We start from the raw sequence: 12,540 nt of genomic DNA, 5'->3' as shown, positions 1-12,540 counted from the left end.
TTTATATATTTTTTAGTTTTTAAATTTCAACTTAGATTTATATTCTACGATAATATAATAATCCGAGGCAAGGATAAAGATATCGCCTTTACGATAGAAACTATGGACGACTACGTTAGGATAAAAGAATTTTTTATGAAGACAAAAGGCATTGATTTGGATAAGACCCAGCGTCACGTATGGCTGGATTTTAATTAATAAATTAAAGAGTTTTAAATGAAAGAAGCCTCAAACGGCGAAGCCTTTAAATTTTAAAATTTAAAGGCGCGACTCTTAAAAATTGATCGTAATTTTTCTTGCGCGGAATCTATTTTTATCATTTGCTTTATCGCATTATGAATACGGCTACAAATTCTTAAATTCCATCTCCAGCTGCTTGCGCCAGTCTTGCAGCGAGCACTCCGCTCCGGCAGCAGATTTCTTTATAAGCACACTACCGGAGCTTGATCAAATACGCTGTCTCTGTATTCGATTGATCTCTTAGATTAAGTATCAGCTTTAAGCACTGCGTCTTTGAAAAATCCCCACGTAAAGCGCGAAAACAAAACCGATCACGACTGCGTAAGGAGCGAACTCGGTGATGCCTTTGGCCGAACTTGCGAGCAAGAAATTATGCGCGATCGCGGCGCCCGCCGCCATGCCGATGACGAAGATGCCTGAGCTTAAATTTCCCGTGCCGGCCTGCACCAGATGCTTACCCGGGCAGCCCTCGCTGAGGCTAAAGCAAAGACCTGCGAGCACCATGCCTAAGAAATTCCAAACGAAATCGTTGTGTGCGATAGGCTGACCTTCAAAGCCGAGTTTGTATTGTCCGAATGCGATATTTGCGATGCTCGCAAACGCGATGACGCTTAGCACGCCCCAAAACATCGAGAAATCGCCGCGGAAAATTCTGCCGAACGCGCCGACGCTACAAAATTTGCTTCTATGCATCACCGCGCCCACGATAATGCCCGCAGCCAGCGAGATACTTACCGCAGCGTGTTGCGCGCCGGGGCCTTTAGCGGAGATAAAAAGCGCGCCGCCCTCGCCCGTTTTTAGTCCGAAAACCAAAGCCGCAAGTAGCGTTGCGCCCAGTATCACGGGCAAAATTCCGATCGCGCCGCTAAGTCTCGCCTCTTTGCTCGCCTCATAGCCGCGCTTTTTAAGCAAAAACCCAATGAGTACGCCGCAGATCAGACCCGCCAACCCAGCTAGTGCGGTCAAATCGCCGCCGCCTAGGCGCAAAAACGCGCGCCACGGACATCCCAAAAATACAAGGCAGCCGATCATCGCGAAAATCCCTAGGAAAAATTTCGCAAACGGCGAGCTGCCGGTAACCGGCGCAAACTCGCGCGTCCAAAGCACGCTTGCCAAAAAGCCGCCGAACACGAGCCCTATGATCTCCGGGCGGATGTATTGCACCGCGCTAGCTCGGTGAAAGCCCAGCGCACCCGTAGTGTCGCGCAAAAAGCAAGCGACGCAAACGCCCATATTGCCCGGGTTTCCAAAATGCACCAGCGTCGCACCCAGCACGCCTAGCACGGCGCCTGCGATGATGTACCATTTAACGTTATTCATGAAAAGATCCTGAAATAATTTAGATCGACCGATCTCTTAGGCGCGATTTTATCCTTTGTAAAATAAAAAGCAAATAAATTCCGATCTAAATTTACGGAAAGTGAAGGATTTAAATCACGAGAGCAGCCCCTAAATTTAGACGCAAGTAAATCGCGGACGTTTAAATTTAGACTCTTTATTGCAACAAAAACGCCGAATTTATCCGCTCAAATACGGCGCAGGCAGGGTGTGGAAACAGTGCAGGAGCGGCGCGGAAGGATACGGCCAGAACGAAGTCAAAACGCGGAAGCAGATCAAGCTGAGCGCATGCTTGCCGCCAATAATAACGAATTTCAAATGTTTTTGAAATTAAATTTCAACCTTATTTAAGTATGTAGATATATAATAATGTATTTCAATTTTATTTTAAAGGTCGAGGCATGAAAAAGCGAATTTTATTGGTGCCGCTTGCAATAGGCGCAATAGGCGGAGCGAATGCGGCCGAAAACAACGCCACGAAGTCGCAAGATCTAGGCCAAATCGTCGTGCAAGCGACGGTAAGCGCGGTCGATAACCTAAAATACGCGGGCTCGGCCGGAATTTTAACCCCCAAGGATATGAAAGCCAAAACCAACGTGATCGATTCGATCATGCAGATACCGGGCGTTGACGGCAGCATGGATATGGGGCGTCAGATCGGCAGGCAGTTTCAGATCCGCGGATTCGGATATCAAAGCGACGAGCGCGTCATCATCAAGCAAGACGGCGTGCGCAGAAGCGCAGGGATGTACTCGAATATGATCTCATCCTTCCGCACCGATAGCGACATCCTAAAGCGCGTCGAGGTCATAAAGGGCGCCTCGTCGGTGCTGCACGGCTCGGGTGCGATCGGCGGTATCGTAAATATGCAGACAAAAAGCGCGAGTGATTATCTAAGCGAGGGCAAAAGCGTAGGTTTGATGCTAGGACAGAGGCTCGAATCAAACAATATGCATAGCACGCGCGGCGCGGTCTACGGCAAGGGCGAGGAAATTCCGATTGATGTTTTACTCTACGGCAAGCGCGCAAGCTACGGCAACGTTAAGCTCGCAGACGGCGGCACGCACTATGCCCCGGACTACGACAAGACCTTCAATAACGAGCATATCGATACCGGATTTTTTAAGATCGGCGCAAGCCTGGACGATCACCGCATAAGTTTCAGCGCCTTTGATTACGACGAAAATTTACACACCGTTTGGCAAACGCTATGGAAAAACGAGGAGGATCTCTTCGTGCATGGAAATTTAAGCCAGAGAGATTACGTTTTTGATTGGAATTTCACGCCGCAAAGCCCGCTAGTGGATATGTCTTTTAAGGCCTATAAAAGCAGAGCCGAGTATAAACGCGGCTATAAAGATCAACAACCTACGGGCACGCTAGATTACGCCAATAAAGATGATCGCAAGGGCTTAGAGATCAAAAATATCTCGGAATTTGATACGGGCTTTTTAAACCACAGCTTCGCTTTCGGCGGCGATTACGAAAAGCGGCAAGAGGATGCGACCTATATCCTAAACGGCGTGCTATCGGATTTTGCCTCCTTTCCGAATGAATACAATAGCTACGGGCTTTTCGCGCAGGATTTGATCCGCTTGCACGATGATTTAGAACTTACCTTAGGCGGTAGATACGATAGATTCGATCGCGACATCAAAGGCAGATCGGCTAAATTTAAAGATTCCAGATTTTCTCCGCGCGCGGCGATTGCCTATACGCTCTTTGATAAATTTACGCTTTTAGCGGGATACAGCGAGAGTTTCCGCGCGCCTACGCCGCACGAAACATCGCAATCAGGGCCGATGAACATACATTATTATTACATCCCAAATCCCGATCTAAAGCCTGAAACCGTAAAAGAGTACGAGGTCGGATTTAGCTTTAAACAGGATGAAATTTTTACGGACGATCACTTCGATATGAAATTTATCTACTTTAACGGCAAGATCGAAGATATGATCGGCATAAAGGCGCTTCCGCATCTGGGCGTGCCTCCGGGCGGCTTTTCGCAACAATACGGGCAGTATCAAAATATCGATCAAGCCAAAAGGCATGGTTTTGAGCTAAGCTCAAACTATCAAACGCAGGACTTTGATTTCGGCGCGAGCTTCGAGCGACTTAGAATTTACAATAAGCAGACGCACGAAAACATAAACAATCACGCCAAAAAGCTAAGCGCGCACGCCTTCTACTCGCCTCTGCACGATTTAAATCTCGGTTTTGAAGTGAGTCATTACTTCAAGCCTCATTCTAAACCCGCTTCCTATTTCGCTCGCAGAACGGAATATTTTTACGTCGATAAAGCCTTTACGATCGCAAATTTCAGAGGAAGCTACAAGATCAAAAACGGCGTTATTCCGGTCCTTGATGGCGCGGACGTGAGCTTTGGCGTAAATAATATTTTCGATCGACACTACATCAACGCAAACCGCACGCGTGAGACTTTGGCAGTCGGCGCGGGGCGAAATTTCTACGTCGATTTGGAAGTGAAATTTTAGGCTAAGCTTATACGGGCGAGGCGCGGGTTAAATTTTAAAGCTTACCCGAGCTTTCGCCCTTCTTTCTTTTTAAATTTAAGCCCCATCGCGACCTTTTGGCGATGGGGCTTAAATGTGGCATAAATTTCTAGCGCTATAAAATTCCATAATTTTTAAAATTTAACAAATTACAAAATTTTATGGGTCGCAAAGCCCGCAAGTTGCGAAATTTCTCGTCTCATCAATCGATAGCGTTGGAGCTTTTTAACACCACTAGATGTTTTTTGCCCGCGAAACTTAGCACTACGGCAGCATTATTTTCGTCGATTTCGCGCACAAGCTCTACTCGCACGTCGCTAGGTCTTGCGGTATCCGAGCCAAGCAGCTCATTTTCTAAAATGCTTTTAAATGCCGAAACTTTAGGCTCTTTTGCATCCGATCTTTCTTTTGCTCCCTCGCGAAATTCTATCGTGCCACTCTCGGCAGGGCTTACTTTAAGCGGCGAAATTTTATCCGCTGCCCTTATATTCTCAGTGCTCTCATAGTTTTCGTCCGCCTCCGTAGCTTCCGAACGCTCGGCACGCGCAACCTCATCGTAAAATTTATCGCGTATGCTCTCTTCTCTCACGTTCTCGCCTCTTAAAAAATCTGCACCATCTACGTTTTTTGAGTCGTTAGAATTTTTGGAATTTAAAGCAGAGGCTTCATCTTTCTTCGCAAACTCTTGCGCGCCAGAATAATTGGTAAAATTTGCGTTCTTAGATCCGCTCTGATTTTTAAAAGAGGAGTCGTTTAAAATTTCATCGATGCCCGCTACGTCCACGTCAGCGCTCTCCATGCTAGCGTCGTCTTCAAAAACCCGCCATGTCTCGTCGATACTTTTTTGCGGCTTGTGTGATAAAAATTTTCGCACGCCGACGAAAGCCGCGGCCGCAAGCAGTAACGCTACGATTATCGGCATCACGGAAACCCCGCTGCTACCGCTTTGCGCCGTTTCATTCGCCTCACTTTTGACGCTCATCTTACTTTGATCGAAAGCGGGATTTTTTACGCGCAAAATGAGCTTTAAATTGCCGTCTTGAGTAAGAGCATCAACCGACAGATCGGCTCCGGTGGGGAAGTTGATCTCGATATCCTTGCCTTTGGGCGCAATCGTAAAGCTTTTTAAGACCTTTTGATTGGTGCGCATTTCGTTAAATTTCTCATCGCCGCCAAGCCCTTTTAAAATAAGACTCATCGACTGCCCATCGACGCGGCGCACGATGTCTGGCTTGTATGCGGAGTCAAATGCCAAGGCGATGTCGACGCTGTCGTCGTGGTTGAAAAGATCGTATTGCATCAGATTGGCGCCGAGGCAAAAATTTGCGATTAAAATCAAAAATATCTTTTTCATGCTCTTTCCGTTAGTTAAAAAGTTCGGCGATCTTGCCTTGCAGCTCGCGCCCGCCATAGTTCGCGCATAAATTTACGATCGCGGTGCCTATGATAGCGCCGTCTGCGTATTCTTTCGTGGCGCGAACGTCGCCGGCAGTGCGGATACCAAAGCCGATCGCTACGGGCAAATCGCTCATTTTTTTAAGATCGGCGACCATATTTTTAAGGCGCGAAATCGGCGTTTGCTTGCTTCCGGTCACGCCGATAGCGCCCACGCCATAGATAAAGCCTCGCGCGCGGCTCAAAACCCTAGCGGCGCGGTGTTCGCTCGTAACGCTGATAAGCGGGATGAGCGCAATACCGAACTCCTCGCAAAGCGCAAAAATTTCTTCATTTTCCTCATACGGCAGATCGGGGATTATTAGCCCGCTGATGCCGTAGCGTGCCGCCTCGGATACAAACTCGCGCGCGCCGTAGGCAAAGATCACGTTGTAATAGACCAAAAACACAAGCGGTTTGTGCGTTTGTACCCCTTTTAAAATTTCAAATACCTTCTCCGCGTTTACGCCGTTTTGCACCGCGGAAAAGCTCGCCTTAAAAATTTCGGGGCCGTCTGCGAGCGGGTCGGAATACGGGATGCCGATCTCAAGCAGGTCGATCACGCTTTCGTCTAAATTTGACAAGAACTCTTTCGTGTGCGCTGGGCTCGGGTAGCCAGCCACGATGTAGCCGATATTTGCCTTTTTGCCGGCGAAGGCCGCCTTGATCTTATCCATAAATCGTTCCTTTTTTGTAATTCATCACGGTATCCATATCCTTATCGCCCCTGCCGCTTACGTTTACGACGATCGTTTTTTTGCCCTTTAGCTGCGGACAGAGCTTTTGCAAATACGCTAACGCATGTGCGCTTTCGATCGCGGGGATGATGCCCTCAAGCCTACAGAGCAGTTTAAGCGCCGTGATGCACTCATCGTCGGTTACCGCTTCGTATTTTGCGCGACTTATCTCGTGCAGATGCGCGTGCTCAGGACCTACGCCCGGGTAATCAAGCCCCGCCGAGATGCTGTGAACAGGCTCGATCATGCCGAATTTATCCTGCAGTACGATCGTTTTCATGCCGTGGATGATGCCCGCGCGCCCGTTAGTGATGGTCGCTGCGTGATAAGGGGTATGTGCGCCCAAGCCGCCCGCTTCGACGCCGATGAGTTGCACGCTAGGATCGTCCACGAACGCGCTAAAAATTCCTATCGCATTGCTTCCGCCGCCCACGCAAGCTAGGACGTAGTCGGCTTTGATCCCCTTGCTTGCGAGCTGTGATCTGGTCTCGGCGCCGATGACGCTTTGAAAATCCCTAACCATCTTCGGATACGGATGCGGTCCGACCGCCGAGCCGATGACGTAAAATACGCTCTCGATCTCGTTCACCCACGCCTGAATCGCCGCGGTGGTGGCCTCTTTGAGCGTTTTAAGACCGGTGCCGATTTTGATTAAATTTGCGCCCAAAAGCTGCATCCTAAAGGCGTTGAGCTGCTGGCGCGCGGCGTCGGTCTCGCCCATATACACGTCACATTCAAGCCCAAATAGCGCCGCTGCCGTCGCCGTCGCCACGCCGTGCTGACCCGCGCCGGTTTCGGCGATGATCTTTTTTTTACCCATTTTTTTAGCGAGTAGCGCCTGCGCTAGGGCGTTATTGATCTTATGAGCGCCCGTGTGGTTGAGATCCTCGCGCTTTAGATAAATTTCATGCCCGTAGTGCTCGCTAAGGCGCGCGGCGTGATATAACGGCGTCGGGCGCCCCGCGTATTCGCGCAGCAAGTAGTCCAGCTCATCTTTAAATTCCGTCGTCTGCGCTATGGTGTTGTACGCATCCTCCAACTCCTCGAGCGCAAACATCGCCGTTTCGGGCACGAATTGCCCGCCGAAACTCCCGAAATACGCCTTTTTATTCATCCTATCTCCTCGCATTAAATCGTGAGATTATATAAAATTTCGCGTTAAATTTCGCTTTTTTGACGGCGCCTTTTGCGGCGTCCTTCTAAATTTATCGGATATACAGTCACAAAAAACACGCGGCATAAAATAGTAAATTTTGAAATTTACACTTCAAATTGCGGCTAATGTTTTGCTTGATGAGCAGCCCCAACTTCATGAATTTGAATAATTTGTGAATTTATTTGCTTTCATTGCCAATATCGCTCTTTTTAGAATTACCGATAGGGCAAATTATATTGTCAGTATCTGTAATCCTTAATTTTTTCCACTCTTCAAGGCTATTAACCCTAATCAAATTATGTGGGATTTTTGGCGGTTCATCAATAATCTCAAGACACTCGCTCGTTTCTCTTTTAAAATACTGCATAATAAGGTGATTATCGTTATTTTCCAAAGCCTTTTTTATACATTTTGCTTTTAACTTAACATAACCGCTATTACTTAGAGAATTTTTTGAAAAAAGCCGCATTGGAGCGCACTCGCTAATTATTTCCGTATAAATCATACGAAAAACAAAAAATGAAATAATTAGCAAAAATGGTAATAGGATAATGTTTTTGTATTGCCTTAAAAATTTCATTTTATTTCCTTGTTGGGAATTTTTAAATTTTATAGTGCTTGATTTTGATCTAGAGTAGTTAGCGTTTATGCTTGAGAGTTTGGAATTTGAATAGCTTACTATGTTGTTACTTATGTCAAAGGGATTGTCCGGATCGGAGTTTGTTTTAGTTCCACTTATGCCTATACCTGCTGCTATGGAGCTAGATTTGCTATTGCTTATGCCATTAATATCTATAGAAGCCCAGGCACTTAGGCATAGCAGCAGATTAAAGATATATGGGATAAATTTCATTCTGCCTGGTCTAATCCGAGTTTAATCATAGTCGAAGTCTTCCAAATCATATCCGAAGGTATACAAAGTCTTTAAGGCTAACTCTCTGACTTCTACCCATGATTTATTATGATAGATCAAATATTCACATACGCCTTCTAGCAGGCTTTGATCTTTAAAGTATCTATTTATGAGCTCCATAAGTTCTCTTAGTGCATCTCTCTCGTATGGTAAGAAGCAAAATTCAAATTGCTCCAATAAGGCGCTCTTGCATTCGGTATATAAAAGTTCCGCCATTTCCAACGGATCTTCATACTTATTGATTGTGGGGTAAACGATATATTTGTCCTGATATTCCAAAGAAGCCATTCGGCTTAGGCGGCACATAAGAGTGCCTTTCTTAAATATCTCTTTTCCGTTAATTTGCATTTGGGTTTCCTTTTTATTTAAGTTCTGTCTCCGTGAGCTTAATACAGATCAAAGTCACCTAAATCATATCCGAAAATATGCAAGGTATTTAAGGCTAATTCTCTGACCTCTATCCATGATTTATTGTGATAAACCAAATATTCGTAGGTATCTCCCTCTAGCAAGCTTTGATCTTTAAAATATTTATAAATAAGCTCTGCAAGCTCTTTTAAGATCTCTCTTTCATAGGGTAAGAAGCAGAATTCAAATTTTTCGTCAAGGGCTCGCCAGCATTCATCACATAGTAGTTCCGCCATTTCTGATGGGTCTTCGTAAGATTTAGCTGTGGCATGCACTAGATATTTATCTTGATGTTCCAAAGAAGCCATTCGGCTTAAATAAAACATAAGACCGCCTTTCTCAAATATCTCTTTTCCGTTAATTTGCATTTGGGTTTCCTCTTATTGGGATATGGGTTTCATCAGTATCATATGGTAATATTTTACCGGAATCATCAAAATATTTTTTTCTACTAGCAGGGATTCTTAAAACCCATCCGTTATTAGTATTTGCGGTGCTTGGCAATTTCTGATTGTTTTCCGGCGCGTGTATTCTGACTCTTTCTACACCATCTTTATCAACGAATTTTATTCCTTTACCGTCATTTTGTAGCATTACTTTCCAGTCTTTTGGCGCTCTTGAAAATATCTCTTCAAATGATGCGCCTGTTAGACCAGTGAAATCTCCTACTTTAGCGGATGTTCCTTGTAAAGCTAATAGATTTTTAAGATCTTTGACGCCAAATGCAATCCCTTTTGATGTAACTATATAATCCGCTTTTGTCTTATTCACTAAAGTAGCTAGATCAGAATTTGCACTTTTACTATCTACAAATACTCTCTTTACATGTTCTGTATATGGTGCAGGCTTGGTAAATGTTGGACCTTGCTGCAAATCAACCCTACCGCTAATAGCAGCCGGAGTTTTTACCGATCCCGTGCCCGTGGTCTCACCGACAGTCGTTGAAAGTTTTGTAGCCCCTGCGCCTTCGGCGGTACCGACATCTCCTGCCTTATGGATATTTTTACCTTTTTTTAGAATACTTCCGATTGTTCCGCCGGCTATGATCGGCGCAATACTTCCTGCTATTTCTCCACGTTTTTGATCTCTACCTTGTTTATCACCTAAAAAATCATCTAGATTTGCTTCTTCATATGTTTTATGTGAATTCTCTCCGAAATTAGATCCTGATTTAAAAGGATTTAAAATTCCTATCGCGGTAGCTTTTAAAAATTCTGAAGTATTATTAGTGGCTTCATTAGCTAAATCTTTAAACGGCTTTGTAAAACCATCAGCGAAATTTTTAATACTATCGGCTAAACCCGAGAACGAGAAAGTATCTGCTGGATTATCTATTTTGAGGTATTTTTCATAGAATTTCTTATTTCTAGAATATCCTTTCAAATTTGAATACCTATCGTTATATTGCTCTTTGAACGCCCAACCTATACCACTAAATTCATTATCATAAGTAGGGGCGATTCTTGAATAATCTATTTTAGATTTTAAAAAATCTTGAGCCTCTAGATATTCAAAAGCTTCCTCCGTGTCCAAGTTAGTTTCATACATATCGTTTGCATCTTTGTCTACTAAACCATAGAATGCTTTAGATACTATAGCGGTTCCCTTTTCTAGAGGTATATTCTTTTTTTCCGAGTAAATTTTAGATAGTTCATATATTTTATGTACCTCTTCATCAAGCAACTGCCTATTCGCCCCCTTCTGTTTATCCAGCCTAGAGAATTCTTTATTGTTGCTTGCGTAGTAGTTTTGATTGATACTACTAGGATTATTTATCTTAGCAGAGCCATAGCCACTGCCGTATGAGCTAAGAGCATGTCCGTAGTATCTAGCTACTGCGTTTCCGAAATTTCGTGAATAAGTAGAATGGTCGTCTTCGTTTTGGAGGAAGTCTATACCTCTTTGATGATCCATAGCTCTTTGGCTTTCTGTAGCAGAGGTAGCAACTAGATCCTTTGTGCTTTTGTTGTTTTTTATATTGATATAGCTGCGCCCGGTCTGCAAGGAGTAAAAGCCCATTATCTGCTTACCGTCTCTACCGGTCTCATCGGTGTAGATGGTCTTTGTTTGATTAGGAATGTAGCCTAAATTTAGCATTACCTGCCTTGTGATGTTTTGCGTTATGGCTTGTTTCTCTTGATCAGAAAGCTCATCGCTTTGTAGCATCCCTCTTAGCTCTGGATTATTTGCTAACTCCTGCCTTACTCCGTTTACTACCATAAAGCCTTTACCGTTTTCGCTAAAAAAGTCTTTAATACTAACTCTATCGGTAGTTGCTATTTGGTATATGGCATCGTATATGGTAGAGGCGTCTTCATAATCTCTTTTTATCTCATTCCTTCCCCCTTCGCTAAACAACCTCATATCCACGCTTGCATCAACGTTAGAGCTTAGCTTTGTAGAGTAGAGCTCTTTGCTTAGCTTGGAGCTATCTCTGTTTAATCTAGTAAGATCGTCTGAGTTATATAGAGCCTTATTATTAGGATCAGATTGTAAAGAAGCAAGCTCATCTTTACTTAAAGAGCTTATATCTTTATCTCCTACTATAAGCTCTCCTTTTCCTATAGTAGCTAAGCTCTTACTCATAGAGTAGGATAGGTTTCTATTATTAGCGTAGTTAATCGATGAAATTTTAGACTTAGGGTCGGTATTGCTCTCTTTAGATTGAGCGTTCTCGCCCTCCTTGTTTCCCCCTCCTTGTTGCGGATCTTTAAAAGCATAATTTGCCCCTATGCTTAAAGAATTTGATTTGTCGTATCTGGTGTTACTTAAATTTGAGAATGTTAGGGTATTCGTTTTTAATCTAAGCTTGCCGTTATCTATGAAATTTCCATTCTCATCATAGTAGCCTGCAGCTATTAGTGAGCCTTTTAGATCGGTATTAGATCCTACTTCTATGTAAAGCTGCTTAGCGGTTATACTAGATAGCACGGTCTGTTTTACCATAGTGCTTGATTTGGATCTGGAGTAGTTAGCGTTTATGCTTGAAAGCTTGGAATTTGAATACCTTACTATGTTGTTGCTTATGTCAGAGGGATTGTCCGGATCGGAGGTTGTTTTACTGCCGCTTATGCCTATACCTGCTCCTATGGAGCTAGATTTGCTATCGTAATTATAGCTATCTCGTAGGCTTGCTAGGCTTAGATCATGTCCTACCTTTAAAGCTAAAGCGTTATCCGCTCTAAGGTTAGCTCCTTTTATTAAAGCATCGTTACTAGCTAAGGCATATATATTATGTCCTGCATAAACTTTAGCGTTATTGTGGCTAAGGCTTTCCTCTTTCATATTGCTTCTAGAGTAATCAAGCCCTGCGCTTCCTCCTCCGCCTCCATACATAGTAGCAGATACTCTTCCGCTTATAGTTTTAGAGCTTTGTTTAGCTTCATAGCTATCCTGTGAAGCATCCATAAACAGATTATGAGTGTTTAGATATATATCATTGCTAGCATATAAATTTGAGCCTTTGATATTTATAGCGGTATCTTTATTGCTATCAGTTAAAATTTTAATATTATTACCGCTAAGATTAGAGGCTACGGAGCTACTTGATTTAGAACTATCTTTGGAAGTGGTTCCGCTAAGCTCTGCGGAGGCGCCTACGCTAAAGCCCCAGGTATATGAGCTTGCAGATGCGGCGCTTTTTTGGGAGATGAGGGCGGCGGTTAGGTTTACAAGCAATATGCAAAGGAGGCAAATTATTGTTATAGGCTTAAATTTCAAGTACTCCTCCTTTTCATATTCCCTACACCTCTATAACCACATCCTTATACTTTTCATAAAGCCTCGGCTTTAAAATTT

10 protein-coding genes are annotated in these 12,540 nt (G+C 44.1%); 2 read left to right on the top strand and 8 right to left on the bottom strand.

Annotated features, from left to right (window positions below; all coding sequences use genetic code 11):
• A partial coding sequence (locus QZ176_RS09720; RefSeq protein ID WP_295153184.1) for a hypothetical protein occupies positions 1–198 on the top strand: 198 nt, incomplete at its 5' end.
• Positions 199–498: 300 nt separating this feature from the next.
• Here the strand turns inward: QZ176_RS09720 and yedE are convergent.
• On the bottom strand, positions 499–1,560 hold the full coding sequence (yedE, locus tag QZ176_RS09715) for a YedE family putative selenium transporter (protein WP_295153182.1): 1,062 nt from the start codon (positions 1,558–1,560) through the stop codon (positions 499–501).
• Between the two features lie 419 nt (positions 1,561–1,979).
• Between yedE and QZ176_RS09710 the strand changes: the two genes are divergently transcribed.
• Positions 1,980–4,076, top strand: coding sequence for a TonB-dependent receptor (locus QZ176_RS09710; protein ID WP_295153180.1), 2,097 nt, complete (start codon positions 1,980–1,982; stop codon positions 4,074–4,076).
• 220 nt (positions 4,077–4,296) lie between these two features.
• On the opposite strand, the gene QZ176_RS09705 is transcribed toward QZ176_RS09710, so the two are convergent.
• The 7 genes from QZ176_RS09705 to QZ176_RS09675 all read right to left on the bottom strand — a co-directional run bounded on the left by QZ176_RS09705 (position 4,297) and on the right by QZ176_RS09675 (position 12,462).
• A complete protein-coding gene (locus QZ176_RS09705; RefSeq protein WP_295153178.1) occupies positions 4,297–5,448 on the bottom strand; it encodes a hypothetical protein in 1,152 nt (383 codons plus the stop codon).
• 10 nt (positions 5,449–5,458) lie between these two features.
• Entirely contained in the window at positions 5,459–6,205 is a 747-nt protein-coding gene (trpA, locus tag QZ176_RS09700) for a tryptophan synthase subunit alpha (RefSeq protein ID WP_295153177.1), read from the bottom strand.
• Positions 6,198–7,379 carry a tryptophan synthase subunit beta gene (gene trpB, locus QZ176_RS09695; RefSeq protein WP_295153175.1) on the bottom strand — a complete coding sequence of 394 codons (1,182 nt, stop codon included), beginning with the start codon at positions 7,377–7,379 and terminating at the stop codon, positions 6,198–6,200. The genes trpA and trpB overlap by 8 nt, the downstream gene beginning before the upstream one ends.
• Before the next feature lie 220 nt (positions 7,380–7,599).
• Positions 7,600–8,001 (bottom strand): hypothetical protein, encoded by a 402-nt coding sequence (locus QZ176_RS09690; RefSeq protein WP_295153173.1) that lies wholly within the window; start codon positions 7,999–8,001, stop codon positions 7,600–7,602.
• A gap of 294 nt (positions 8,002–8,295) precedes the next feature.
• Positions 8,296–8,682, bottom strand: a complete 387-nt coding sequence (locus QZ176_RS09685) for a phytanoyl-CoA dioxygenase (RefSeq protein WP_295153171.1) — start codon at positions 8,680–8,682, stop codon at positions 8,296–8,298.
• Between the two features lie 38 nt (positions 8,683–8,720).
• The gene (locus tag QZ176_RS09680; RefSeq protein ID WP_295153169.1) at positions 8,721–9,110 is read right to left on the bottom strand and encodes a phytanoyl-CoA dioxygenase; all 390 of its coding nucleotides are present in this window, start codon (positions 9,108–9,110) and stop codon (positions 8,721–8,723) included.
• Positions 9,100–12,462 carry a hemagglutinin repeat-containing protein gene (locus QZ176_RS09675; RefSeq protein WP_295153167.1) on the bottom strand — a complete coding sequence of 1,121 codons (3,363 nt, stop codon included), beginning with the start codon at positions 12,460–12,462 and terminating at the stop codon, positions 9,100–9,102. Before QZ176_RS09675 ends, QZ176_RS09680 begins: the two co-directional genes overlap by 11 nt.
• Between the last annotated feature and the right edge of the window lie 78 nt (positions 12,463–12,540).

The sequence above is a fragment of the uncultured Campylobacter sp. genome, assembly GCF_905373215.1.
In the GTDB taxonomy this organism is placed as follows: Bacteria; Campylobacterota; Campylobacteria; order Campylobacterales; family Campylobacteraceae; genus Campylobacter_B.
The sequence above is the reverse complement of the archived record's forward strand: the minus strand, read 5'-3'. Positions and strand labels throughout refer to the sequence as shown.